Below are 26,031 nucleotides of genomic sequence, written 5' to 3'. Positions count from 1 at the left end.
CCAGCTTTGCGGCCGCCGGGGCCATTCGTGCCCCGGCCATGACGGCGCCGCCCACGCCCGTTACGGCGGCGCCGATGGCAACGCCGGTGCCGACAGCCCCGACCGCAGCACCAGCCATCGCGCCCGCACCAAGCTGTGGCGCACCGGACACCAGGCCGGTGGCGATACCGGGGCCGAAAATGCCCAGCGCCAGCAGCGCGAGCGAGGCCAGCATCACGACCAGCGCGTGGTCGATGGATGGTTCGTCGGGATGCACCTGGAACTCGGCGAACAGGCCNNCGATGACGGCCAGCACCAAGACCTTGATGCCTGACGACACCACGTTGCCTAGCACCTTTTCCGCGAGGAACGAGGTCTTGTTCCAGAGTGCAAACGGGATCAAGACGAAGCCGGCGAGCGTAGTCAGTTTGAACTCGATCAGCGTGATGAAAAGCTGTACGGCCAGCACGAAGAAGCAGAGGATCACCACCAGCCAGGCGATGAACAGAACCACGATAGGGTCGATGTTCACGAACACCTCGGGGAACCCAGCCATGTCCCCGATCTGTTCCAGAATCGGCGCGGCTGCGTCGATGCCGGTCTTCGCCAGCCGGCCCGGCTGAAGGAAGTTCTCCATCGTGATGGCCGAGCCGGTAGCGGTAATTCCCAAGCCGGCGAACGAGCGGAACACGATGCTCGCCAGCCAGTTGAAGTTGCCGATGATGTAGGCGAACGCGCCGACACAGAGCACCTTGCGCAGCAGCTTGGCGATCACGTCGTCGCCCTGGCCGGTGGCGTGGCTCATGGCCCAATACAGGCCAGCGATCGTCATGTCGATGACGATGAGCGTGGCGGTGAGAAATGCCACTTCGCCCTGCAATAAGCCGAAGCCCGAGTCGATGTAGCGCGAGAACGTATCGAGGAAACGGTCGATGATGGTCACGTCGTTCATGGCGAATCCTCGGGCGGAGTGAGCGGAACGGCGCCCTCTGGCAATTCATCTGCGGGCGTATCGAAGCTCGGCGGAATCGGCGGGAGTTCAGCCAGCGAGTTGTATTCATCCGGCCCGGTATGGCCGGCGAAGAAGCGCCGCCGGAAGGCTTCAGCGGCGGCGCGGCAGGCATCCTCGCCCACGGCCTGCCGGTCGGCCGCGCATTGCCCGCGCAACGCCTTGAGCCGCACCGGATCTGCGGCCAGGGCGTCGGCCAGGTTCTCGGCCGGCTGCTGGCCGCACGCGGTCAGCAGCACGGCCATCAGGACGGAAGCGCATCGCATGGCCGCCTCCGGTCAGTTGTTATAGAAGTTGACGGACTGCGGCGTGTACGGCGTGCCGGTGCCCAGAAAGCGCCGCCGCACTTCGCGGGCGCGCTCCATAGCCGCCGCTTGCCGCGCCAGTTCCAGTGAAGCGGCCCGGTCTTGCGTGATCTGGAGCTGCTGCGCCTGGATCGACTGCTTGGCCTGCAAAGCCAGGAGCTGGTTCGTCGCCTGCATCGCTTGCAGCGCGCCGGTGGCCGACTGGCTCTGGCTCACGAGATCGGCCAGCGCGCTTTCGTCTTGGGCGAGGTTCTGCGACACCTGCGCCTGCATCCGCATCGCGGTGTGCAAGCCGTTCAAGGTGTTCTGCCAGCGTTCGCGGGCGTCCTGTGCCATGCGGTCGCCGCTGATGGTGGCGGCGTACTGTTCCGGGTACAGGCGGGCGAACGTGGCATCCATGCTCTGCACGTCGTAGGCCAAGCCGCGCGCCTCGGCGATCAGGCGCTCGGTGGTGGCGAGCGTCGAGCGCAGGCGGTTGACGATGTTGAAGTCGAGATTTGCCAGGTTCCTGGCCTGGTTCATCAACATCTGCGCCTCGTTCTGAAGCTGGTTGATCTGGTTGTTGATCTGTTCCAGCGTGCGCACGGCGGTCAGCGTGTTCTGCACGAAGTTGGACGGGTCGAACACCGTCAGCGCGGATGCGGGCTGCACGGCCAGCAGCGATACCGACAGCACGGCAGCGAGTGAGACAGAGAGCAAACGGGGCTTGGTCTTCATGGTGAAACCTCCAGCGGTTGAGAAGCGAGAAAGGAAGCTGCCGCCGGAGCGGACGGCAGCAGGTCGGCGGCCCAGCCGAGGCCGCGATGGCGCAGCCACGCGCCGGCGAAGCCGGGAGCGCCGGCCTGCGTCAGCACGCGGTCAATATCGCGTTGGTCTTGAGGGGTGGATGCGCCCGCGAATGCGAGCGCGACAGGCCCCAGGTCGAGGTCGAACAGGCGATTGCCGAGGCGCGACTGGTAGTAGTAATCGCGCTTGGGCTGTGCGGTCGCCACGATCTCAATCTGGCGGCTGTTCAAGCCGAAGCCTTCGTAGATCGTGCGAATCTGCGGCTCGGTGGCCTGCGGGTTAGGTAAGAAGATCCTGCTCGCGCAGCTTTCGATGATGGCTGGCGCGATGGTCGAGTCCTTGATGTCGGCCAGCGACTGCGTGGCAAAGATGACGCTGACGTTCTTTTTTCTGAGCGTCTTGAGCCATTGCCGGATGCGGGCCGCGAAGGACGGCTCATCGAGGAACAGCCACGCTTCATCGAGGATCAGCAGCGTGGGCGCGCCGTCAAAACGTTCGTCGAAGCGGGCGAACAGGTAGCGCAGCACTGCTTGCACGGCGGCGGGGCTGTGCATCAGTTCTTCCATCTCAAAGCCCTGCACGTCGGCCATGCCCAGCCGGTCGTGGTCAGCGTCCAGCAGCTTGCCGTGGGCGCCGCCCAACACATAGGGCGCGAGCGCTTGGCGCAGCGCGTTGGACTGCAATAACACCGACAAGCCGGTCATGGTGCGCTGCTCCACTGGCGCACCGGCAAGGCTTCGCAGCGCCGACCAAATGGCAGCCTTCTCGTCCGGGCCGACCGTCACGCCTTCGTGCAGCAGCCGGCCCTCCACCCATTCGGCGGCCCAGGTGCGGTAGCCCTCGTGGGCTATTCGCGCGAGTGGCTGGAAGGCGATGCCGCCATCGGCACCGAGGTCGTAGTGCTCACCGCCAAGGCCGAGGATGGTGGCGCGCATCGAGCGCCCCATGTCGAAGGCGAAGATCCGCGAGCCGAAGTAGCGCCGGAACTGCATGGCCAATATGGCGAGCAGCACCGACTTGCCCATGCCGGTCGGCCCGGCGACAAGGGTGTGCCCCACGTCGCCGATGTGCGTCACCAGCCGGAACGGCGTCGCGCCATCGGTGCGGGTGACGATCAGCGGCGGGCCATCGAGGTGTTCGTTCTTCTCCGGCCCAGCCCATACCGCTGACATCGGCATCATGTGCGCCAGGTTCAGCGTCGAAACGATGGGCTGACGCACGTTCGCGTATGCGTTGCCGGGGACGGACGACAGCCAGGCATCGACTGCGTTGAGGGTTTCGGGGATGGTCACGAAACCCCGGCCCTGGATGACGCGCTCCACCATGCGCAGCTTCTCGTCGGCCACGGCCGGGTCGGCGTCGAGCACCGTCACCGTGGCGGTGAGGTAGCCGAAGGCGACTTGATCGCTGCCCAGCTCCTGCAAGGCGGCATCGGCGTCGGCGGCCTTGTTGCTGGCATCGGTATCGACCAGCGGGCTTTCCTGCTGAAAGATCGTTTCGCGCAGCAGCGCGATGACGTTCTTGCGCTTGGCGAACCATTGGCGCCGCAAGCGCCCCAATTCCCGTTCCGCCTCGGCTTTGTCCAGGCACAGGAAGCGCGTACTCCAGCGATACGCAAAGCCCAGGCGGTTGAGGTCGTCCAAGATCCCCGGCCAGGTCGAGGTCGGGAAGCCTCGTACCGACACCACGCGCAGGTGCTGATCGCCCAGCATGGGCGCCAGGCCGCCGACCAGCGCGGCATCGGCCAGCAGTGCGTCGATATGGAACGGCACGTCGGGCACGCCGACGCGATAGCGCCGCGTGGAGACTGTGGCATGCAGGTAGGTCAGCGTCTGGCTATCGTCCAGCCAGGCAATCTCCGGCATCACACCATCGAGCAGGTCGAACACGCGATCGGTCTCTGCCACGAAGGAATCAAGCCGACCACGCCAGTCCACACCCTCAGTGGGCCGGTTCTCGTACAGCATCCCAGCCGCACGGGCGCGAGACTCTTGCGGCGGTAGGTGTTGCAACGTGAAGTGATAGACGCTCTCGAAATGGCCATCCGACTCCTCGAACGCCGCGCGTCGCTCCTCATCCACCAGCCAGGACAGTGGTTCGGGAAAGGAGGATTGCGGATAGCTCGATGCCCGCATCCGCTCGGCCTCGATATAGAAGGCCCAGCCAGACCCGGTACGGCGAAGCGCGTTGTTCTGCCGCGCCGACGTGGCAATCAGCTCGCCCTGTGTCGCACTGTCCAAGTCGGGGCCGCGAAACTGGAACGTGCGTTGAAACGAACCATCTTTGTTCAGCACAACGCCCGGCGCGACCAGCCCGGCCCAGGGCAGCCAGTCGGCAAGCAAGGCCGGGCGCTGACGATATTCGGCAAGGTTCAGCATGGCGTCCTCCCCTCACACGTCCAGAAGCGGGCGGTGTTTGATATGCCGCGCGAAGACCTGCATGAACTGCGGATCGACGCGCGCACCCCATACGGCCAGCGAGTGGCCGACGATCCAGAGCACCACGCCGGGAATCCACAGTTGCAGGCCCAGCCCGACGGCGGCGGCTAGCGTGCCGTTGGCAATCGCCACGGTGCGCGGCGCACCGCCCAGCAGGATCGGCTCGGTCAGCGAGCGATGCAGCGGCACTTCAAAGCCCGGAAGATCGGTGGCCTTACTCATACGACGGCCCCTCCGGAGAAGCTGAAGAACGACAGGAAGAACGAGGACGCGGCGAACGCGATGGACAGGCCGAACACGATCTGGATCAGCTTGCGAAAGCCGCCGCTGGTATCACCGAACGCCAGCGCAAGCCCCGTCGAGATGATGATGATCACCGCCACGATCCGGGCGACTGGCCCTTGGATGGATTCGAGGATGGAGGTCAGCGGCCCTTCCCACGGCATCGAGGAACCGGCGGCCTGCGCCGTGCCCGCCAGCAACAGCATCAGCGCGGCCAGCAGCAGCCCTTGCCCTGCGGGACGGGCCAGGTGGCGCAGCCGCGCCATGCTGGACAGGCGAGAAATAGGATTTACGGAAAGACGGAAAGCATCAACGTGCGTCATGGCAGTTCTCCAGGTTGGTCAGGGGTCGAGGAAGGCGCAGCGGCAGCGGCTGCAAGAGGAACCGGCGGCAGCTCGGGAAACGGCGTTTCCAGCGCATCTGTCAGGCGATAGCCCGCACCGTCGAAGCCGACGACACGGGAGATGGTTTCGACGTGACGTTTGCGGCCACGGCCTGCGATGTGAATCACCACGTTGACCGCCTCGGCGATCAGGGCGCGGGGCGGATTCACTGCCACTTCGAGGATCAGTTGCTCCAGACGCAGCAGTGCGCCCAAGGCGGAGCCGGCATGGATGGTGGCAATGCCGCCGGGGTGGCCGGTGCCCCAGACCTTCACCAAGTCCAGGGCTTCGCCGCCACGCACTTCGCCGACGATCACGCGGTCAGGCCGCAGGCGCATCGTGGCCCGCACCAGCTCGGTCATTGTGACGACGCCGGCGCGGGTGCGCAGCGGCACATGGTCGCGGGCCGCGCATTGCAGCTCGATGGTGTCTTCGAGCACCAGCACGCGGTCGCCTGTGGCGGCGATCTCGGCCAGCAGCGCGTTCGCCAGCGTGGTCTTGCCGGTGCTGGTGCCGCCGGCGATCAGGATGTTCTGCCGCTCGCGCACGGCGCGGCGCAGGAACTCGGCCTGCCCGGCGGTCAGGATGCCGTCGGCCACGTAGCGATCCAGGCCGATGATGCTCACGGCCCGCTTGCGTAGCGCGAAGGCTGGCCCCGGGGCGGCCGGAGGCAGGATGCCCTCGAAACGCTCGCCGGTTTCCGGCAACTCGGCGGTCAAGAGCGGCTGGCCGCGATGCACCTCCGCGCCGACATGCGCGGCGACCAGGCGGATGATGCGTTCACCATCGGCCTCGGGCATCTCCACGCCCAGCGGCGAGCGACCCGACGACAGCCGATCCACCCACAGGGTGCGATCGGGGTTGAGCATGATTTCCACAACATCCGGATCTTCGAGCGCAGCGGCGATCAGCGGCCCCATCGCCGTGCGCAGCATCTGGATGCGGCGATCCTGGGACGCCGCGGCGGATGAGCGAGATTCAGGCGGAATCTGCGGAACGGCACTCATGACGCACGCTCTGCAGCTCGCTCATCGGCGGACGCCATCGCTGCTGCGTCATCCATCCGCATCGGATCGGGGTGCAGTTCCTCCACCACGTCGCGCACCAGACTGCGGCCACGCAGCAGGTGGCGACCCAACTGCTCGACGAACTGCTCGAAGCGCGCTTTGCCCTGGGCGCGGGCCGCGTCCTTGTGGGCTTCTGGCACCGGCGTGCTGATGGTCAAGAAATAGCGGATGAACAGCGCCAGCGTTTCGATCTGGATGTTCTGGTCGCGCTCCATGCGTTCGGTCTGCCGCGACAGTCGATCCAGCCGCTTGGCAATGGCGGCCTCACGCTGGTCGCCCGCATCGGGTGACAGCCAGGACGCCAAGGCCGCTGCGACGATGGAGGACTTGGACACGCCTTTCTTGGCGGCAAGTTCATCCAGGCGCTTGGCGTGCTCGGGCTGGATGAAAAGATTGAGGCGGTATTGGCTCATAGGTCGATTCCGTCGTTGGGGTCGAGAGAAGCCAGCCGGGCCGTGCGCTGCATGGCCGGGTCGAGCTGGCCGGGAAGCGGGAGCGCCAGGTCGTCGTCATCGAGCAGCTCCAGGTCGTTCGCACACGCGTCCAACTCGGGCTCGTAGGCGACGGTTTCGGAGAGTTCGAGCTGGCGGCGCGGGCCGCCGTCATCGGTGCCGCCCGGACCATCGGCGGATACCGAGGTCGGCGCCGTAGGTACGGCCGGGATCGCCAAGCCGCTCCAGTCGTCGGGGCGGGCTGGCGGCGCGTCGGCGTACCTCCCGACTGCGAGCACGGGCGGTGGCAGGACGCGATCCTTGAAATTGGCGTCGACGTAGTAACGCAGCTTCTTCGCGCGGATCGGGGCAACGCTGGACACCATGACTACGGCGTCCTCAGGTGGAAGCTGCATCACCTCGCCGGGCGTCAGCAGCGGACGTGCAGTTTCCTGACGCGACACCATCAGGTGCCCCAGCCACGGAGCGAGGCGGTGGCCCGCGTAGTTGCGCTGCGCGCGAAGCTCGGTGGCGGTGCCGAGGGTTTCGGAAATCCTTTTCGCCGTCCTTTCGTCGTTGGTGGCGAAAGTCACCCGGACATGGCAGTTGTCGAGGATGGAATGGTTCTGCCCATACGCCTTGTCGATCTGGTTCAGGCTTTGAGCGATGAGAAAGCTGCGGATGCCGTAGCCGGCCATGAAGGCAAGCGCGGACTCGAAAAAATCGAGGCGACCCAGCGCCGGAAACTCGTCCAGCATCAGCAGCAGCTTGTGCCGGCGCGCGATGCCATCGCTGCCGTCGAGCGATTCGGTCAGCCGCCGCCCGATCTGGTTCAAGATGAGCCGGATCAGCGGCTTGGTGCGGCTTATGTCGGAGGGCGGCACCACCAGATAGAGCGATACCGGGTGCTCGGCGGAAATCAGGTCGGCGATGCGCCAATCGCAGCGCGATGTGACTTCGGCCACGGTCGGGTCGCGGTACAGGCCGAGAAACGACATGGCGGTGGAGAGCACGCCCGATCGCTCGTTGTCCGACTTGTTGAGCACTTCGCGGGCAGCGGATGCGACAACCGGGTGAGGCGCATCGCCCAGGTGCTTCGTCGTCATCATCCGGTGCAGCGTCAGCTCGAACGGACACGCCGGGTCGCTGAGGAAGTTGGCGACGCCGCGCAGCGTCTTGTCCTCGCCTGCGTACAGAACATGCAAGATTGCACCGACCAGTAGCGCGTGGCTGGTCTTCTCCCAATGATTGCGCTTCTCTAACGCACCTTCAGGGTCAACCAGAATGTCGGCGATGTTCTGCACGTCGCGCACTTCATGTGCGCCGCGCCGGACTTCAAGCAGCGGGTTGTAGGCGGCCGACTGCCTATCGGTGGGGTTGAAAAGCAGGCAGTGCGAAAAGCGCGAACGCCAGCCCGCCGTGATCTTCCAGTTCTCTCCCTTAATGTCGTGAATGACGGCGGACGCCGGCCACGAAAGCAACGTAGGCACCACCAAGCCCACGCCCTTGCCCGAGCGCGTGGGTGCGAAGCTCAGGACATGTTCCGGCCCCTCATGTCGGAGGTATTGGTCGTCGTGTTGGCCGAGGAAGACGCCCGCCGGGAGGGTCAGTCCAGCTTTGCGGATGTCGACGGCATCGGCCCAGCGTGCCGAACCATAAGTCGTAACCAGCCGCGACTGCCGAGAACGCCATACCGACATGGCGATGGCGACGAGTAAAGCGAACAAACCGCTACCACCCGCAATCGCACCGCCTGTGTCGAAGACGTGCGGCGCGTAGGCATCAAAGAAGAACCACCATTCGAACAAGCGCCACGGGTGATAAACCGGTACACCTAGAAGATCGAACCAGGGCGATCCGAGGCGTACTTGATAGCCAAGGGTCGCTGCTGTCCATTGTGTGGCGCCCCAGACGCCGGCGATCACGATGCCGATTACCACAGCGATCTGGCCGAACAGAACGTTCGTCCCTTGCATGACCTGTCCTCCGATTTCTCCTGCGCTGGTGTCTCATTGAAAGCGTTGCACAGGGGGTGTCGCAGGCGTCAGGATCGGTTCTGGGCTAGTGCCGGTCAAAGACCGTTCGCAGCACAATGGTCGAGGGAAAAGAAAGAATGAGCGCGGTGGCGAGTCAAAGAAAAGCGCCGCAAGCGAAAGCGCACTGCGGCGCATACAGAGTTCCAAGCAAGTTACCCAAAAAAAGCCGTCAATGGGCCTTGCTTCCACTCATAGGCAATATTTAGATATCATGAAAAACGATGATATTTAAGATTGGAATAAAAATGAAAAATATCAAGAGTATGGATCTCAACTTGCTCAAGGCGCTGGACGCATTGTTAGACGAACGCAATGTGACACGGGCGGCGGCCCGTCTGGGACTAACCCAGCCGGCCTTGAGTGGCATGCTGACGCGGTTGCGCGAGAGCTTCGGTGACCCGCTTTTCGCGCGCTCGCAGCGGGGTATCGTTCCAACGCAGCGGGCGCTGGATCTAGGGATGCCTGTCAAGCAGGTGCTCGCCGAAATCGACGCGCTGCTCCAGCCACCTTCCTTCAATCCGGCCACCGCACAACTGACCTTCTCCATCGCCGCGACGGACTATGCGCTGCGTGCCGTTGCTGTCCCATTTCTATCGGCACTTAAACGGCACGCACCGCGTGTACGAGTCTCATTAGTGCCAGTCGAGAGCGGGCAGCTACAGAACCAGCTTGAGCGCGGTCAGATCGATTTAGCCCTCCTGACGCCAGAGATCACTCCGCCAAATCTGCATGCCCGAGAGCTGTTCAAGGAACACTATGTGTGTGTCCTGCGGGAAGACCATCCTGCGGCTATGGGGCGCAAGCTGACCGTTAAACAGTTCTGTGCTCTCGACCATGCGCTTGTTTCCTACGATGGTGGAGGTTTCCGCGGCGTCACCGACGATGCGCTAGAACAGTTGGGCAAACGACGCAGCGTCACACTGTCGGTCAAGAGCTTTCTGATCTTGCCAGACATCCTGCGTGCCAGTGACATGGTTGCGATCTTGCCGAGCCGCTTGGTCGCCGGTATGGACAAGCTGGCTATCTCCCTGCCGCCGGTGAAGATACCGGGGTTCACCAAGACGGCTGCTTGGCACGAACGCACCCATCACGATCCAGCACATCGCTGGATACGAGCACTGCTGTTCACTTCCTGTGCTAACAACAAGTAGGCAAGATCGCTCCTATCGTCATGCTCAGCACAACTCTACCTCGCACTACAAATAAGCAATCAGTCGGCTCAATTGGAGACGCGCCCTTTCGTAGCGCCGCTGCGAGATAGCCTAGTCGGTGGATGGCAGAACCTAGGCCTTGATATCATATTTTATGATATCAAAAATAGAAACTTAGGATTTCACTTATTGCAGATGGAGGCTCATGATTTGCTCCATGACCACTTGAATGACGCAGCCACCCCTGTTGCGTCATCGACATTTTGTGAAGGAGCTTCGATATGAGCAAGCAACAGAACGCCATCCTCTGGCCCGAAGGCTACACGCCGGGCTTTACTGAGAATTTCGCCTCCAATGAGATCATCGCCGCCGGCTTGAGCGCGGCCGACGTATGGCCTCTACTCGTCACACCATCGCTGTGGCCAAGCTACTACGCCAACTCGGCTAACGTGTGCTTTCATGACGGCAAAGGCCCGGTACTGGCCGACGGCGATCGGTTTTACTTCGAGACCTTCGGCTTCCCGGTAGAGGGGCAGTGCAACGAATACGTGCCACCTGCGGATGGGCAACCCGGCCGCGTGGCCTGGCACGGCTGGTCCGGCGAGGAAGGCACAGATACGCGCCTGGATGTGCATCACGCCTGGCTGGTTGAGAACCTGGACGGCAGGCGCGTGCGCATCCTCACGCAGGAAACTCAGAAGGGCAAACCGGCCGAGGAGCTGCACAACGCCAAACCCAACCCGATGATCAACGGCCATCAGGACTGGCTCGACAGCTTGGTCGAGGCAGCGCGCAAAGCCAAGCAGGCGTAGTGGTCTCCGGCCGCTTGATCCCAAGCGTCTGAACGGAGAAAACCATGATGAGAACTCCCCTCAGGATTCTGCTGGTCCTGACTTCGCAGGCAACGATGGGCGACGAACTGCTCAACCGCGAATGGTTCCGCAGTCGGACCGAAGCGAAGGTGCTGATCGAACGTTGGCGACAGTTCTACAACGAGCAGCGGCCGCATAGCGCGCATGCTTACAAACCGCCGGCGACGATCCGGCGCAACTGGATCCAATCCGATAGCATCCCCTCCGAACTCACTGCCTGACTGGCTACAAAGTTCGTACTCAGGTCACCTTGGCGCAGGCACTGAAGGTGGAGCCACCCGGAATGGGTGCTCCCACCGCCTTACGCGCACTGGCTCGAACTCTCCCGAGGCGCCGGCAAGCTCGTCACATAGCGACTAGAGAGAGGAGGTGACCGTACGAGTTCCCAGCGCCCGATCCACTCTGGGAGCTGGGTCGCCTAGCGACTACGCTACCAATGGAGCTAGCGATCAACTCGATAACTTGAGCGTGATAACGCCCAGGATGATCAACGCCACGCCAAGGTATCGCATCAGGGAGGTTGGGTCGCCATAGAAATGAATTCCGACTAAGAAAGTTCCCGCCGCTCCGATACCCGTCCACACCGCATAAGCAGTCCCAATCGGTATCTGACGCTGAGCAAGCCATAGGAAGGCGCCGCTAATTGTCATGAAAGAGACGGCTACTGCGACCCCACTCCAACGCGATGTTGGCTCTTGCGCCATTTTCAGCCCGACCGGCCATCCGATTTCAAACAATCCAGCCAAAACAAGATAGATCCAACCCATTGCGATTCTCCTTCAAATTTTTCATATCCGGCATACATACTCCGGCATGACCACCAGCTTAGAACTTCGGCGGCTCTTTAGGCGTGGTGTGGGGCACATCGCCATCTTCGTAAAAGCGCTTTCGCGTAGCCTCGGCAACCCGGTTACATAGTTGGTCGCCCAGCATTGGTCGATCCAACTTGCATTGCTTGCGCAACTCTTTCAGACGCTCAGGATTGAGCGCTAATTCATCGACTGTCGGAAGGTTGGCTTTATCTGGTTTCCCAGATGGGCTGCAGGCTGCCAATGTCGAGGAAAGCAATATGAGAGCAATCTTCTTCATGGTTAATTTTCTTTGGGAGATTGTGTGATGGTTTACCGCCGACCTTTGGCATCTGGAGATTTGATCGAATGAACGCGTTCCATGAAGCGAGTCAGCATTTCTGACGGCTCGCTGGCCGGCCGTAGTAGATAGGTCGTGAGCATTGGCGAACGTCCAGTCAGCGGCCGTGCGACCACCCCCTGTTCCCTGCTGGCTGTGATATGCGCGCCTCCTGTGAGGCCTAGTGCAAGTCCCGCCGAAACCAGGACCATCATTAGATCGCTGGAAGTCACGCGTTCGGCAATCAGTGGCTCTATGTCCACGCGACGTAGCACCCGTTCAACTTGCCGAGCATGGCCCTCACACGCCACCGCGTCGCAGAGCACCAGCGGATACCGCAACAGCTCTTCTAGGGGAATCTGTTTGTGGGATAGCAAGGGGTGCCGTGCGGGCACAGCTACCATCAGAGGGTCACTCCACACCGGCACGGCGATGATGCCTTCGCCGACTTCATCCGATTGAGCGAAGCCGAGATCGTACAGTTCGCCACACAATCCCTTGATTTGCTGTGCCAAAGGCACCTCGAAGAAGCGAACTTCCACTTCCGGCTCTTCCTGCCGGCAGAGCGCCAACAACGCAGGCAGGCGCGATGGCGTGATTCCATCAGACAATGCAATACGGAGCTGGCAATGAAAGCCATTGGCTGCGGCGTTCACACTGTCGCGCGCCTGCTGCAAAGCTGCGAAGACACGCGGCACGCTCTCAAAGAAGAGCCTGCCCGCACGAGTCAAGCGGGTGCTCCGAGTGGTTCTCGCAAATAGCGCTACGCCCAACTCTTCCTCAAGTTCCTTGATGGCGCGCGACAGCGGCGATGTCTCTATGTGGAGGCGCTCTGCGGCTCGGGCAAAGTGCAGCTCCTCTGCCACCGCCAGAAAGTAGCGCAGGTGTCGAATTTCCATGTTCGCATTCCTCATCACTCAGGCCTCACCACCTTCGCCTTGCGTCACGCTATTTAGCTAGCCTTCGCAAGCTGCTCCAGCATGTTTCTGCGATCAAACAGGAGAGCCGGATAATGCTTTTGCCAGGACGCCCCATTGCATGGCTGTCTCGGCCCGCGTGCGGATCAGCGAAGCCTGCGCTGACAGCACCCCGGCCTCAGCCTCGGCCACCACCGTGGCGTCCACTTGTCCCGCCTCGAACAGACGTCGGCTGCGATCGAGCTGACGCTCCGCGACTGCGACACCCTCGGCCTGATGCTCCAGTGCTGCGTGCTGCGTATGCCAACCGAGATATGCGTTCTCTACGTCCTGCAAAGCACTCAACAAAGTGCGCTCGAACTCCGCACGGGCAGCTCGGCTGCGCGCCTCTCCGGTCTCGATGCCGGCACGGATCGCGCCACCATCGAAGATCGGCAACGACACCCCGGCCCCAAGTGAAAAAATGTTTCCAGTGATGCGGGTTCCCACACTCTCTACGCGCTGCCGTCCGCCGCTCAGGTCCAACACCAGCCTGGGGAAGCGTTCGCCTTCGGCTGCGTTCCAGCGCGCGGTTTCGGCGGCGAACTTCGCTTCGGCGGCGCGCACGTCGGGCCGCTCACTCAGCAGGTCCGCAGGTATGCGTGTCGGTGTCCAGTCCGGGACGGCGAGCGACGCAAGAGTTGGGGAAGCTGCAGGCGCTCCGGGCGTTTGTCCCACTAGTACATCGAGTGCATGCGTCGCCTCGCCGCGCGCACGCCGCAGTTGCTCTTGCTCCACGCGCAGTGCGACGACGCCGGCGCGGGTACGCTCGATGTCGAAGCCGGTAGCTTGTCCGGCCTCGAACTTCCGTTGCATCAGCAAGACGAGTCGTTCTGCGGATGCCAGCCGCGCCGCGGCTAGCGCTTCGAGCTCACTGGCTTGGCGCTGCTGCACAGCCGCCGACACTGTTTCAAACGCGACCTGCCACCGCGTGGCAACCCACGCTTGTTCGGCTGCCACCGCATCCAGGCGCGCACCTTCTGCTGCCTGCGAAAGCCGTCCCGACAGGTCTGCCTCCCACGATGCGGACAACGTGGCGCGGCCATCATTGCCGATTGCAACGTTCTCTGAATAGTCGCGTCCTCGAGTTGCCTGCGTGCCCGCGGACAACGAGGGGAGCAGGGAGGCCCGTGCTCGCCGCGTGGCGGCCGATGCCTCGTCCACGCGCGCTCGCGCAATCGTCAGTTCGGTATTGCGCTCCAGCGCCGCCCGGACCAAGGCATTGAGGTGCGGATCGCCGTAGGCCGTCCACCAATCGACGGGAAGAGTACGGCGGGACGATTTGTCCAAGATGCCTTCACCTCCCTCTTCATTTGAGAAATGGGCCGGTACATCCAGGCGAGGTGGATCGGCAGAGTGCGGGGCATGGCTGCAGGCCGCAAGAAGCAGTAGCGGAGAAATCATGGCAATGAGGCGATAGCGTTCAAGAATTTGAGACATGGCAGCTCCTTGCGCTCCGAAAAAGTCTTGACGGACTGTTGTATGGCTTCTACTATACCGTCTGGACTGTATATGACTCAAGCTTTTTTGGAGCACGACCATGCCGCCCCGCGCGAAAACAAAGTTGCCCCCCCCGTCCACTGCCCATAGCAGCGCCGATGCGCAGCCCGGCCTCCAGCAAGGAGCCCAGCGAACTCGCGACCGCATCCTGCAGGCCGCCCGCGAACTGGTGCTGGAGGAAGGTGCCAGTCGCTTGACACTGGACGCCGTCGTTGTGCGGGCCGGGTTGAGCAAAGGGGCGTTTCTCTATCACTTCAAGACCAAACGCGATTTGTTCGTGACACTGATCGACGAGATGATCCGGGCGTTCGACGCGGTACAAGCCAATCACGAGCGCAGGTTTGCCGGAGATCCGGACCCCTGGCTGTCGAGCCAGGTGGAAGCGATGCCCGACGACGAGATGCAGAAGATGGGCGCAGCGCTGCTCGCGGCAGCTGCGGAAGATCCAACACTTCTCGACCCACTGCGCGAGTGTTACCGCGTGCAGTACGAACGCGTGCGTCGATCCCCGCGTGGCACCGAGACCGCGGCACTCATCATGCTGGCATTGGATGGCGCCCTGTTCGCCGATCTTCTGGGTTTGCCAATACTCGCACCCGCAGAGCGGCGGCATTTCTTTCGGGCGCTCCAGGATCTCGCCTCGGGCCATCTCGAACTTGTCCCGGCAAAAGGACGCACATGAGTCGCGTCCGTAGCGGTGTCATGACCGCGTGCGCACCGCGCTCCTTGGCGGTTGCTTGCACACTATCCATTTCGACTCTGCTCTCAGGGTGCGGAAACTCGCAATCCACCGTATCCGAGCCTCCGCGCGCAGTGAAGCTCGCCGCCGCGCAGTCGGATCTCCCGCATAGCTCTCGCATCGAATTGACTGGCTCGGCGCGAGCAACCGAGCGCAGCATCCTAGGATTTGAAACAGGAGGACGGATCGCCAAGTTGAACGTCGACGTGGGTGAACGGTTCTCCCGCGGCCAAGTCCTGGCAGAACTTGATGCGCAACCTGACCGGCTTCGCGTGACACAAGCGCAAGCATCCCTGGCGGCCGCCGAAGCCGGCCTGATGGATCGACGTGTACAGACAGATCAACAGCGCCGGTTGCTCGAAAGCGAAGTCATCTCCCCTGCTGCGTTCGAGAGCGCGAAGGCGCAGCTAGCGGTCGCAGAGGGTCAAGCGCGCACTGCCAAGGCGGCGCTTGGCCTGGCCGAACGAGCACAACGTGGCACGATGATCGTCGCTCCTTTCGATGGTGTCGTGGCGGAAAAGCTGGCTTTGGCGTTCACCGACATTGCTGCTGGTGCGCCGGTATTTCAGGTCGACGGCGTGCGCAGTGGCACTGAGATCATCGCGAACGCGTCTACTACACAGGCACCTCACATAGATGTCGGCCAACGCGCAGAACTGAGCTGGAGCGGAGCCGAACAACCAATCCGAGCGGTGGTACGTCGTGTCGGTCTGCGCGCCGAAAATGGCTCGCTCCTACCCGTGGTGCTAGTGCCTGAAGATAACGCGCAAGCGCGCGCACTTCGGCCAGGTATTCCCGTACAGGTCGTGCTCGACGCACCTGCGGCAACCTCCAAGACCTCTCGGCCCGAGACTGTATCCATACCTTATGCCTCGCTGGTGCTCGGCACGAAGCCGGGCGAGGCTTCCGTCTTCGTCTACACCCCTGAAGATAAGAAGGTGCACCGTCGCGCGGTGCGCTTCACGCCGGTACAGGAAGGAGACAGCGCGCGCGTCCTCGCTGGACTCAAGCCCGGCGAGACGGTGGTTGCCGCCGGAGGAGGATGGCTCACCGATGGACAGCCAGTGACACCACTGGAAGCCACCACTCAATTGACCAAGCGCTAACGCGATCCACCAGGTTACTTCATCATGAAGATCACCGAGATGGCGCTGCGCGCCAGTCGACTTACCTACTTTGTAGCGCTCATCATTTTCGTCGCCGGCATCGCGACCTTCCTGAATTTTCCTTCTCAGGAGGAGCCGACTGTCACGGTCCGCGATGCGATGGTCACGGCGTTGAACCCGGGGCTGCCCGCCGAACGCGTTGAGCAACTCATTGCCCGGCCGATCGAGGAGCGCTTGCGCGAACTGGCAGAGGTCAAGCGCGTGACGAGCACCGTGCGCGCAGGCAGCGCCATGATCCAGGTCACGATCTGGGACCGCTACACCGACTTGGCACCGATCTGGCAGCGCGTCCGGGCCAAGGTCGCCGATTCGAAGGATGCCTTACCACAGAGCACGATGGGGCCTTTCGTCGACGAAGACTTCGGCCGCGTCGCGGTTGCCTCGATTGCGGTCACTGCACCAGGTTACTCCATGAGCGAGATGCGCGTCGCGCTCAAGCAGATGCGCGACCGCCTGTACACCGTGCCTGGTATTGAGCGCATCACTTTCTACGGCCTGCAGGAAGAGCGCGTCTATCTCGAATTCGATCGGCCTAGGCTCGCGCGATTGGAGCTGACACCACAGGGGGTGATCGACCAACTCGTCAAACAGAACGTCGTCGCTTCGGGTGGACAAATTGTTGTCGGCGGCATCAATGCAACCTTGGCGGTCAGTGGCGAAGTGCGTGACGCTCCCTCCCTGCGAGCAATGCCGATCGCGCTGCCACGACCGCAAAGTAGTACGGCGCCCGTGCCGACGATCGCATTGGGTGAACTGGCGCAGGTGAGTGTGCGGCCAGCCGATCCGCCGGAATCTGCTGCCATCTACAAAGGCCAGCCCGCTGTCGTCATGGCGGTTTCGATGGCCTCCGGTCAGAACGTGGAGCAGTTCGGAAAAGCGCTCAAAGCACGGGTTGCAGACCAGGAGAAGCTGCTGCCGGCGGGTTTCGATCTGTCATACGTCACTTTCCAGGCCGATGTCGTCAAGCACGAGATGGGCAAAATGAACCACGTCATGATGGAGACGATCATCGTCGTCCTCGGTGTCGTCGTGCTATTTCTCGGTTGGCGCACCGGGATCATCGTGGGCATGATCGTGCCGTTGACGATCCTCAGTGCACTCATCGTCATGCGCGCGATGAACATCGAGCTTCAGAACGTCTCGATGGGCGCCATCATCATTGCGCTCGGCTTGTTGGTGGACAACGGCATTGTGATTGCCGAAGACATCGAACGCCGCCTGGCCGGTGGCGAAGATCGTAAGCATGCCTGCCTCGAGGCGGGCCGCACGCTCGCCATTCCGCTGCTCACGTCCTCGCTCGTGATCGTGATCGTGTTCTCGCCGTTCTTTTTTGGCCAGAACGCCACGAGCGAGTATCTGCACAATCTCGTGGTCGTGCTGGCACTGACGTTGTTCGCTTCGTGGCTGCTGTGCCTGACTGTCACGCCCCTATTGTGCTACCACTTCGCCAAACCCCATCACAAGCAGGAGCAGGGCGACGCCTATGACACCCGCTTCTACCGTGGCTACCGGCGCGTACTGGAGTGGGTGCTCCACCATAAGGCGGTCTATGTAGCGTCGATGATCGCGGCGCTTGCCATTGCGCTGTATGGCTTCACCACCCTGCCGTACGATTTCATGCCCAAGTCCGACCGGCTTCAGTTCCAGATTCCGGTGCAGCTCGCCCCCGGTACCGACTCGCGCGAAACGCTCGCCCGCGTGAAGCAGATCAGTGGTTGGCTGGGCGACACGAACATCAATCCAGAAGTCTCCGATCACATCGGCTACGTCGCCGATGGTGGCCCGCGCTTCATCCTTAGCCTGAATCCACCACTGCCGGCATCGAACATCGCGTACTTCGTTGTCACATTGAAGCCGAAGAGCGACATCGACGCCGTCCTCGCCCGCACCCGCAGCTACTTTGCGCAAGCACATGGCGACGTGCGCGCCGAGCCCAAGCGTTTCTCGCTCGGTGCGACCGAGTCAGGGACTGCCATTTATCGCGTCAGCGGTCCGGATGAGGAGGTATTGTTGGGGGCCGCGTCCAAAATCGAAGCAGCGCTGCGCAAGCTGCCCGGCACCATCAACGTCAAGAACGATTGGGATACGCGCGTTGGCCGCATCGACGTACGGGTCGACCAGGACCGCGCGCGTCGGGCGGGCGTGACGACTGAAGACATCGCTGGCGGGCTGGATGTCCGCTACAGCGGCAGATCGATCTCGGTTATTCGCGACGGTGACACCTCCGTCCCGATCGTCCTGCGCAGTATCGTAAGCGAGCGTCGCAGCACGGCAGACGTAGGCGCGACGCTCATCTATCCCACCAACGGCGGTCCAGCGGTGACGCTGGCTCAGGTCGCAGACGTATCGCTCGCGAGCGAGCCCTCGGTCATCCAACGGCGCAATCTCATCCGCACGATCACCGTGCAAGGACAGAACACCTCTTACACCGCCCAGGAGATCATCAACCGCCTGGCGCCTAGCGTCGCTGCCCTGGACCTGCCCGCGGGCTACTCGGTTGAACTTGGCGGCGAGATCGAGGAAGCCGCCGAATCGAACGCCGCGCTGTCGACCTACATGCCCCTCGCATTTCTGGCGATGCTGATGCTGTTCGTATGGCAGTTCAATTCTTTCCGCAAGCTCGGTGTGATCCTCGCGACGATCCCTTTCACGCTTATCGGCGTGGTATTGGCTCTGAAGCTGACCGGCACACCTTTCAGCTTCATGGCGACCTTCGGCGTACTGGCCCTGTTCGGGATCATTGTCAACAACGCCGTGCTCTTGCTGGAACGCATCGACCAGGGGCTAGCGGAAGGCCTGCCACGCCATGAAGCCTTGGTTGGGGCCGCGATACAACGGCTTCGTCCAATCGTGATGACCAAGGTCACCTGCATTTCGGGACTGGTGCCACTCATGCTCTTCTCCGGACCATTATGGAAAGGGATGGCGATCGCGATGATCGGTGGGCTGGCACTCGGAACGCTGGTGACGTTGGGCTTGATTCCGCTGCTTTACGAAGTCCTGTTTGGAATCAAGCGAATTGGGCCGTGGAACCTGAGTGTCGCCACCGCGCATGGAGATCGCTCATGAGTCTCTTGCGAGCCGCCGCGTGCTGCGCATTCTCAGAATTCGTATGCACCCACGCTTCATGCGTATGTCTCGCTAGGCTTATGCGATTCAGCACCCATCCGCTGATCTGGAAATCCTGGTCGATTGTCATTGCCGCAGGGGTTCTAGGAGCGGGCTATCCACTGGGCCTGCGGGCCATCACGGCGGGCGGTCCGATGCGCTGGGTCGGCCTCTGTGTGGCAGTGACGTGCATGGCGGCCAGCGGCGCACTTTTGTGGTTCGCGCTCAAGCGGATTCCGATCAGCGCGGCCTCTGCAGCCTGGGCAGGAATCGGGCTACTTGGAAACTTGGGCGTCGGCGCCCTCCTACTAGGCGATGTCGCATCGGTAACGCGCTGGTCTGGCACCGCCCTCATCGCAGCAGGCATTGCCTGTCTTAGTTTCGTTTGATCAAGGAGACCCATTATGAAGAGCAAAACTGCATTGATCCGCGGCGGCATCTTTTTTTGCGTAGCAGGCGCGCTCTCTGGATGCGCGACCAACAGCATGACGCGCTCCGGATTTCTCGGCGACTACGAGAAGTTATCGCCGACACGATACGAGAACGTACTGATGTACCGCGCAGCGGGATTCGAGCCCAAGCGTTATGCCGCTGTCGTGGTGGAAGAAGCGCAGATCAAGACCGCCTCGGGTCGCATCGATGGGCTCGATGACGCGCAGCAGCGCGAAGTGCTAGACCATGTGACGAGCGAACTGAAACGCCAGGAAGGCAAAAGTCCCGCCCCCCCAGGTGGCGCGGGACAGGTTCGGGTGCGTGTAGCGGTCACCGAACTGCAGACACCGAATCGGGCAGTCAATGCAATGACGACCCTGCTGGTTGGACCCGTGACGACGGGTGGTGCCAGCCTAGAGTTCGAAGCAGTCGATTTAAGGACGGGACGCCGGGTTGCTGCCGCCAGTTGCTTCGAGCGCGGCAACGTCATTAAAGAGTTCGCCGGTTCGTACACATTGCTGGGTCATGCCAAAGCGGCGATCACGAACTGCATCGAGCGCATCGACAGCGCTTGGCGGGACACGCAGCCATGAGCAACGCTTCACAGGCTTGGCTCCGGCAGGATGCCATGGTCGGCGGTGATCACAAATGGCTGGCGGGTGGCGACTGGACGATAGAGCACTACGCCAGTCTGGCAAAATCCGTGTCCGCCGCCCGCATCAGTCATGCCGAGGGGTACGCCACTCCCTTACTCGACTGGACGCAAGTCCAGAGACTGGACACCGCCGGCGCGGCTCTGCTGGTGGAAATTCTCGGGCCAGACTCGATACTCGACCGGCCGGAGGCAGCTCCAAATCTGTCCTCGGATCGCCTCGCCCTAATGAGAGCGCTGGCCGCCGCTGCTACCGATCAGCAGAAGACGGAGAAAGCAGCGGTGAGCGGGAATCCTCTGCTCCGCGGTCTGGGACGCATAGGCCTGACCTTGGAACAGGGCTGTCGTGCGTGTCTTGGTCTGGCCGGGTTCGTGGGCCAGATCATCGAAACATGGAGCCGTACCGTTCGTCACCCGCGTCGCTGGCGCGCGACCTCGGTGATCGCTCAAATCCAGCGATCAGCGGTGGACGCCATTCCCATCGTGGCGCTACTGAGCTTCATGGTAGGAATGGTGGTGGCGTTCCTGGGAGCAACGGTGCTGGCCAACTTCGGTGCGAGCATCTTCTCGGTGCATCTGGTCGCCTTCTCGTTCATGCGCGAGTTCGGAGTGCTGCTCCCGGCCATATTGATTGCAGGCCGTACCGCAAGCGCGTACACCGCCCAAATCGGTTCGATGAAGGCAAATGAAGAGATCGATGCGCTTCGCTCCAACGCGCTCGACCCCATCGAGTTACTGGTGCTGCCACGCGTGCTGGCGCTTCTTGTGTCCTTGCCACTGCTCACCTTAGTAGGCATCTTGGCTGGCATTGCGGGCGGCGCCACCGTATGCGCACTGAGCTTGGAAATTCCTCCCGCACAGTTCCTTGCCATCGTGCAGGAAAAAATCGAGGTGCGCCATTTTCTTGTCGGAATGAGCAAGTCCCCGCTCTTCGCGGTGATGATCGCCGCTATCGGCTGCCATGAAGGGTTCAAGGTCGCCGGTAGCGCTGAGTCGGTAGGCGACCACACGACGTCTAGTGTCGTGCAATCAATCTTCATGGTGATCCTGATAGACGCCATCGCTGCACTGTTCTTCATGGAGATGGGCTGGTGAGCGCGGTGAAGCAAGACACCGACAACGGTGTGCGACACGCTATTGAAGTGCGCGGCCTGGACAACAGGTTTGGAACCCAGCAGGTCCATCAGGACCTAGACCTGGACGTGCGGCGCGGGGAAATCCTTGGCGTGGTGGGAGGGTCAGGCACCGGGAAATCCGTGCTCTTGCGTAGCGTCGTCGGGCTGCAGAAGCCGCATTCGGGCGTGGTCCGTATCGGGGGGCGCGACCTACTGCGAGCCCAATGGCTTGCGCGCGCGCGTATGGAGCGAAGGTTCGGCATTCTGTTCCAGAAGGGCGCGTTGTATTCATCGCTGACCGTCTTGGAGAACGTCGCTCTTCCTTTGATCGAGCATGTCGGTCTGGCGCGGCCTCTTGCCGAGCGTTTGGCAAGAAGCAAGCTGGGCTTGGTGGGGTTGCCTGCCGGAGCGGGAGACAAGTATCCGGCCTCGTTGTCCGGAGGCATGGTGAAACGAGCAGCACTGGCGAGAGCCTTGGCGCTTGATGCGAACATCCTGTTTCTTGACGAACCCACCGCAGGACTGGATCCAATCGGGGCTGCATCTTTCGACCAATTGATTCTGACCCTGCGCAATGCACTGGGCCTCACGGTGTTTCTGGTAACCCACGACCTCGATACGCTGTACACCATATGCGACCGTGTCGCGGTCCTGGCGAACCAGAAGGTACTCATCAACGACGGCATCGAGGCAGTCGAGCGCTTCAAGCACCCGTGGATACAGGAATACTTTCACGGCCCCCGTGGCCGTGCGGCCGCACAGGCCACTGGTGCTTCCAGCCAAGAGACGCAGCCATGAAACCCCTCCGCATCTGCATCATTCTTCCGTCGCGCACGCATTGGGCTGGGCGCACGCAATATTTAAACTCTGAGAACGAGGTGGTCTGATCATGGAACCACGTGCCCATCATGTATTCATTGGTCTGTTCGTCGTGCTGCTCGGTGCGATTGGTATTGGCTTCGCGCTTTGGCTCAGCGACACACGTTCCGACCACGATTACCAGTATTACCGGATTATGTTCGATGAGCCAGTGACCGGGCTTACGCCCGGCAGCCAGGTTCAGTACAGCGGAATCACGATTGGCGAAGTCGTTGCACTTTCTCTTTCACCGCGAGACCCAAGGCGGGCGATAGCGCGCGTACGCATCAATGCCACCATCCCGGTCCGGCAGGATACCCGCGCTGAATTGGTCATCACGGGAATTACCGGCAACGCGGTGATCGAGTTGAGCGACGGTGGGCCAAACGTGCCATTGCTGGATCGGAGAGAGGACGAGGAACCGTTGATCCTCGCACCACGTTCGGCGATGGCATCCCTGGTCTCCGGTGAGGGGAACAGCATGACGACACTCAACGGCATCTTGCTGCGCACGCAGGAGTTACTGTCGAAGGAGAATTTGGCTCTTGTGCACCGCAGTCTGGTGAATCTTGAACAGACCACGGGCGCGGTCGCTGACCAGAGGGCCGAGATCGCGACGTTAATCAGCAATCTGACCGAAGCAAGCAGAGAATCGACAGCTGCCGTGCGCCAAGCAAATAGCACTCTTCGCGATGCCAACCTGCTACTAAATAACGATGGTAAGCAAATCATGGTGAACACGCGTGATGCAACGGCATCCCTCGAACGCGCCGCTTTCAGGGTTGAGACGCTACTGCAAAACAATCAGGAATCGCTGAACCAGGGCTTGGCCGCCACAGGTCCTGCCATGCACGAACTCCAGCAGGCGCTGGCCAATCTAAACACCGTGCTGCGCCGACTGGATCGCAATCCGGCGCAATACCTGCTCGGTGGAGAGAACATTGAGGAAACCAAGCCGTGAACACTTCCGCCAGGATGATTCCCGTCGCTGCCGTGACTATGACGCTAGTACTCGGCTTGTCCGCGTGCAGTGTGCTTCCCAAAGCAGCTCCAATGGTCACCTACAAATTGCCCGACTATCACATCGCCCAGGCGGAGAGTACGCCGCGCGCCGTTCCGGGACCCGGGGCGCTGCGCGTCTACGCCCCTGAGAGTAGTCGCGTCCTGGATTCGGAGCGGCTGTTCATTGCGCAGCCCGATGGTCGCTTGTCGGCTTGGCAAGGAGTGCGTTGGGCCGACCCCGCACCGGTGCTGCTGCGTGACCGAATCGTCGAAGCCTTCATGCGCGATGGGCGGTCGACTTCCGTGATTACCGATAGCACCCCAATGAGCGCCGATATGGAGTTGCGCAGTACGCTGCGGGCGTTCCAGCTCGAATACCGCGGCACTGAAGCGATCGCCGCGGTTCGGCTCGATGTGCAACTGGTCGATCCGGCCAAACGGACTGCTATTGCCAGTAGACGCTTCGAAGCAATCCAAGCCACAGGCAGCAAGCGAGAGGCCGATGTGGTGAGCGCGTTCGGTGTCGCCACGGATATATTGGCCGGGCAGATCGTTGAATGGGCAGTTCAGGTCGGGGCAGCGCGTTTGCGAGTTGCACCGGAATTGGCAAGCAACCATGCACCCACAGCGTCGTCGATAAGCACAGACTAGTCGTCTTAACGGAGCACAGAAGCTAGGGCCAAAACGCTGCTCGACACCTTAACTCGGTACGACAGCCTACGGCCCCGATCCAATCCCAGGACCTCTTTGCCGTCCAACCTCCCATGACACACCGCCGCCGCGTACAGTCGCGGCGATCTGCTGCCCCAGTCGTGGCTCGATTATCGGCCGCCAAGGCACCAGACTGAATCCCATGCCGTCATCGAGCAGCGCATAGCGACCGCTGGCGAGCATGACCGAGCGCCGGTAGATGCCGGCTACGCGCTGCCCGTCTGTGACGTGCCGATGCTCCAATCCGCTATCGGCGGCAATGTGCTGGGCGGCCTGCGCCAGCTCCCGATTGCGCAGCGTTTCCAGCAGATTCCGGGAGAGAATCAGCCGCTGCCCGCGCCGCTGGGCCAGCCCCTGTTCTTCGAGGAAGTCGGCGCGCTGCTGCAAGGCTTGCCTAGCATCGCCGCCAAAGCCCAGGTCGCCCAGTCCCTTGCCGCCGCCGATCAACTGCTGATCCAGCCAGGTCGCGCCGATGACGCGGGCCTGCCGTTCAATCGGCAGATGCGATTTCAGTTCGACCGCCACGCCGCCCAGCCGCTGCGCGTCGTACTGGCGGCCACGCTCGGCCAAGTCGTCCGGCACCTTCCATAACCCCTCGGCCACGCGCTCCACGATGCCGGCCCGCCGTAGGGCTTCCAGCCGGCGGATATGGGCCGCCACAGCCTCTTGCGGGTCGCGGCCGGGCTTGGCTCGGCCTTGCTCGATCGCCAGGTGGTGATCGGTGCGGTACAGGCCATTGCTCGCCAGCGTGGCGATGTTCTTGTCGGCCGCCCGCACCTCGGCGGAACCGCGTACCTCCACCACCGCGCCGATGGGATAGTTCGCCAGCTCGTCGCGGGCGTCCAACGCGACGTAGTGGGCTTTGCCGTCCAACCCGTCGATGACCAGATAGCCGCGGTCGTGCAGCTCGTCGGCCAGACCCTTAGCAGCCACGCGACCGACGATAGTGCGGCCGTCGTCGCCCGGCTCGAACACCGCCAGCTCGCGAGGCTTGCCGCTCATGGCCCGCTGCATCGTTCGGATGATGTCGCCACGCTCGCCCAGGGCACGCAAGGTCTTCTCCGCGTCCGCATGGACGGCCCAGGTGCCGGGCTGCACCTCGTCGGCCAGGCCCAGGCGCTGCAAGTGTTGCAGGCGGCCGATCAGCAGCAGGCGCTGGCGTTGCAGCCGGGGTTCGTTGAAGCGTTCGATCTGCACCCGGCCATCCTCGCCGGCCTCGCGCTGCAACGTGCGGTCGAGGCTCGTCCACCGCTCTTGCTCCACCTCGCGCTGCAAGGTCTGCTGGATCTCCAGTTCGGTGCGCGGCCCCAGCCATTCCGTCGCCAGCTCGGCGGCGCGATGGCGGAAGCCGTGGGCGATGTAGTCGCCCGCGATGATGAGGTCTTTGCCGGTATCGTCGCGTCCGCGCACGATCAGGTGCGTGTGCGGGTTGTCGGTGTTCCAGTGATCGACCGCCACCCAATCCAGCCGCGTCCCCAGGTCGGCCTCCATCCGGTTCATCAGGTGCCGGGTGTAGGTGCGCAGGTCGTCCAGCTCCGCACTGTCTTCAGGTGAGACGATGAAGCGGAAATGATGTCGGTCGTCCTGGCAGCGTTCCTTGAAGGCATCGAGGTCGGCTTCGTCGGTCTGCGGCCCGTAGGCACGGCCCGGCTCGCCGTTCCGGCCGGCACCGTCGCGCTCGATGTAGCGCAGGTGCTTGGCGAGCGACTGCGGACTGGCGTTGCGCTGGTTGACCAGCAGCGTCTTGATGGTCACGCGCCGTGACATAGGGGTCAGCTTTGCGCCTCCGAAGCGCGCCGCCGTATGGCCGCGTCCAAGCCGTGAGCCGGGCCGCTGGCCGGCGTGCTGGCCGCTCCCGCCAGCGGTAGGACGGCGCACCGCCGACTTGCCGCCGCTGGCCTTGCCAGCCTGCTTGAGCACCTTGG

The 26,031-nt window shown here is 62.5% G+C and carries 25 protein-coding genes and 1 pseudogene; 12 read left to right on the top strand and 14 right to left on the bottom strand.

Annotated features, from left to right (window positions below):
- From trbL to B3446_RS07230, 9 genes are all read right to left on the bottom strand, one after another.
- The coding region (gene trbL / locus B3446_RS07270) for a P-type conjugative transfer protein TrbL (RefSeq protein ID WP_291379267.1) at positions 1-931 on the bottom strand (931 nt) is incomplete at its 3' end.
- Positions 928-1,254, bottom strand: a complete 327-nt coding sequence (locus B3446_RS07265) for a hypothetical protein (protein ID WP_014603538.1) — start codon at positions 1,252-1,254, stop codon at positions 928-930. The genes trbL and B3446_RS07265, both read right to left, overlap by 4 nt.
- A gap of 12 nt (positions 1,255-1,266) precedes the next feature.
- On the bottom strand, positions 1,267-2,010 hold the full coding sequence (gene trbJ, locus B3446_RS07260) for a P-type conjugative transfer protein TrbJ (RefSeq protein WP_003092277.1): 744 nt from the start codon (positions 2,008-2,010) through the stop codon (positions 1,267-1,269).
- Positions 2,007-4,457 (bottom strand): conjugal transfer protein TrbE, encoded by a 2,451-nt coding sequence (trbE, locus tag B3446_RS07255; protein ID WP_000933135.1) that lies wholly within the window; start codon positions 4,455-4,457, stop codon positions 2,007-2,009. Before trbE ends, trbJ begins: the two co-directional genes overlap by 4 nt.
- 12 nt (positions 4,458-4,469) lie before the next feature.
- Positions 4,470-4,739 carry a VirB3 family type IV secretion system protein gene (locus B3446_RS07250; protein ID WP_003092280.1) on the bottom strand — a complete coding sequence of 90 codons (270 nt, stop codon included), beginning with the start codon at positions 4,737-4,739 and terminating at the stop codon, positions 4,470-4,472.
- A complete protein-coding gene (locus B3446_RS07245; RefSeq protein WP_000150010.1) occupies positions 4,736-5,122 on the bottom strand; it encodes a TrbC/VirB2 family protein in 387 nt (128 codons plus the stop codon). Before B3446_RS07245 ends, B3446_RS07250 begins: the two co-directional genes overlap by 4 nt.
- Positions 5,119-6,189 carry a P-type conjugative transfer ATPase TrbB gene (trbB, locus tag B3446_RS07240; protein WP_023093367.1) on the bottom strand — a complete coding sequence of 357 codons (1,071 nt, stop codon included), beginning with the start codon at positions 6,187-6,189 and terminating at the stop codon, positions 5,119-5,121. Before trbB ends, B3446_RS07245 begins: the two co-directional genes overlap by 4 nt.
- Entirely contained in the window at positions 6,186-6,662 is a 477-nt protein-coding gene (locus B3446_RS07235) for a ribbon-helix-helix protein, CopG family (protein ID WP_000085131.1), read from the bottom strand. The genes trbB and B3446_RS07235 overlap by 4 nt, the downstream gene beginning before the upstream one ends.
- Complete coding sequence (locus B3446_RS07230; protein WP_001163195.1) at positions 6,659-8,656, bottom strand: conjugal transfer protein TraG; 1,998 nt, start codon at positions 8,654-8,656, stop codon at positions 6,659-6,661. The genes B3446_RS07235 and B3446_RS07230 overlap by 4 nt, the downstream gene beginning before the upstream one ends.
- A gap of 305 nt (positions 8,657-8,961) precedes the next feature.
- On the opposite strand from B3446_RS07230, the gene B3446_RS07225 reads away from it, so the two are divergent.
- The 3 genes and pseudogenes from B3446_RS07225 to B3446_RS07215 all read left to right on the top strand — a co-directional run.
- Positions 8,962-9,867, top strand: coding sequence for a LysR family transcriptional regulator (locus B3446_RS07225; protein WP_023093368.1), 906 nt, complete (start codon positions 8,962-8,964; stop codon positions 9,865-9,867).
- A 281-nt stretch (positions 9,868-10,148) separates the two neighbouring features.
- The gene (locus B3446_RS07220; protein WP_000043569.1) at positions 10,149-10,679 is read left to right on the top strand and encodes a hypothetical protein; all 531 of its coding nucleotides are present in this window, start codon (positions 10,149-10,151) and stop codon (positions 10,677-10,679) included.
- 101 nt (positions 10,680-10,780) lie between these two features.
- Positions 10,781-10,960, top strand: a pseudogene (locus B3446_RS07215) (integrase core domain-containing protein); the annotation flags it as partial.
- Positions 10,961-11,188: 228 nt separating this feature from the next.
- Here B3446_RS07215 and B3446_RS07210 read toward each other — a convergent pair.
- From B3446_RS07210 to B3446_RS07195, 4 genes are all read right to left on the bottom strand, one after another.
- Positions 11,189-11,506 (bottom strand): DMT family transporter, encoded by a 318-nt coding sequence (locus tag B3446_RS07210; protein ID WP_000539741.1) that lies wholly within the window; start codon positions 11,504-11,506, stop codon positions 11,189-11,191.
- 58 nt (positions 11,507-11,564) lie between these two features.
- Positions 11,565-11,828: an EexN family lipoprotein gene (locus tag B3446_RS07205; RefSeq protein WP_000717310.1), complete on the bottom strand. Its 264-nt coding sequence runs from the start codon at positions 11,826-11,828 to the stop codon at positions 11,565-11,567.
- 32 nt (positions 11,829-11,860) lie between these two features.
- Positions 11,861-12,766, bottom strand: a complete 906-nt coding sequence (locus tag B3446_RS07200; protein WP_000405670.1) for a LysR family transcriptional regulator — start codon at positions 12,764-12,766, stop codon at positions 11,861-11,863.
- 93 nt (positions 12,767-12,859) lie between these two features.
- On the bottom strand, positions 12,860-14,263 hold the full coding sequence (locus tag B3446_RS07195) for an efflux transporter outer membrane subunit (protein ID WP_000078291.1): 1,404 nt from the start codon (positions 14,261-14,263) through the stop codon (positions 12,860-12,862).
- Between the two features lie 100 nt (positions 14,264-14,363).
- On the opposite strand from B3446_RS07195, the gene B3446_RS07190 reads away from it, so the two are divergent.
- The 9 genes from B3446_RS07190 (at position 14,364) to B3446_RS07150 (ending at position 24,046) form a co-directional block, all read left to right on the top strand.
- On the top strand, positions 14,364-15,005 hold the full coding sequence (locus tag B3446_RS07190; RefSeq protein ID WP_024944154.1) for a TetR/AcrR family transcriptional regulator: 642 nt from the start codon (positions 14,364-14,366) through the stop codon (positions 15,003-15,005).
- Positions 15,006-15,136: 131 nt separating this feature from the next.
- On the top strand, positions 15,137-16,168 hold the full coding sequence (locus tag B3446_RS07185; RefSeq protein ID WP_225984323.1) for an efflux RND transporter periplasmic adaptor subunit: 1,032 nt from the start codon (positions 15,137-15,139) through the stop codon (positions 16,166-16,168).
- Between the two features lie 24 nt (positions 16,169-16,192).
- Positions 16,193-19,297, top strand: a complete 3,105-nt coding sequence (locus B3446_RS07180; protein WP_003092293.1) for an efflux RND transporter permease subunit — start codon at positions 16,193-16,195, stop codon at positions 19,295-19,297.
- Positions 19,298-19,377: 80 nt separating this feature from the next.
- A complete protein-coding gene (locus B3446_RS07175) occupies positions 19,378-19,725 on the top strand; it encodes a DMT family transporter (RefSeq protein ID WP_038421338.1) in 348 nt (115 codons plus the stop codon).
- A gap of 15 nt (positions 19,726-19,740) precedes the next feature.
- Positions 19,741-20,361: a DUF3313 family protein gene (locus tag B3446_RS07170; RefSeq protein ID WP_000837791.1), complete on the top strand. Its 621-nt coding sequence runs from the start codon at positions 19,741-19,743 to the stop codon at positions 20,359-20,361.
- Positions 20,358-21,515, top strand: coding sequence for an MlaE family ABC transporter permease (locus B3446_RS07165; protein ID WP_000063629.1), 1,158 nt, complete (start codon positions 20,358-20,360; stop codon positions 21,513-21,515). The genes B3446_RS07170 and B3446_RS07165 overlap by 4 nt, the downstream gene beginning before the upstream one ends.
- Complete coding sequence (locus tag B3446_RS07160; RefSeq protein ID WP_023093371.1) at positions 21,512-22,333, top strand: ABC transporter ATP-binding protein; 822 nt, start codon at positions 21,512-21,514, stop codon at positions 22,331-22,333. The genes B3446_RS07165 and B3446_RS07160 overlap by 4 nt, the downstream gene beginning before the upstream one ends.
- Before the next feature lie 91 nt (positions 22,334-22,424).
- Entirely contained in the window at positions 22,425-23,354 is a 930-nt protein-coding gene (locus B3446_RS07155; protein ID WP_000433686.1) for an MlaD family protein, read from the top strand.
- A gap of 92 nt (positions 23,355-23,446) precedes the next feature.
- Positions 23,447-24,046, top strand: a complete 600-nt coding sequence (locus B3446_RS07150; RefSeq protein WP_003124411.1) for an ABC-type transport auxiliary lipoprotein family protein — start codon at positions 23,447-23,449, stop codon at positions 24,044-24,046.
- A gap of 66 nt (positions 24,047-24,112) precedes the next feature.
- Here B3446_RS07150 and B3446_RS07145 read toward each other — a convergent pair.
- Positions 24,113-26,031, bottom strand: a 1,919-nt coding sequence (locus B3446_RS07145) for a relaxase/mobilization nuclease domain-containing protein (RefSeq protein ID WP_291378824.1), incomplete at its 5' end; no start/stop codon positions are given.

It is taken from the genome of Achromobacter sp. UBA5777 (genome assembly GCF_002418565.1).
Classification (GTDB): domain Bacteria; phylum Pseudomonadota; class Gammaproteobacteria; order Burkholderiales; family Burkholderiaceae_B; genus Achromobacter; species Achromobacter animicus.
This window is presented reverse-complemented; position numbering and strand designations above follow the sequence as displayed.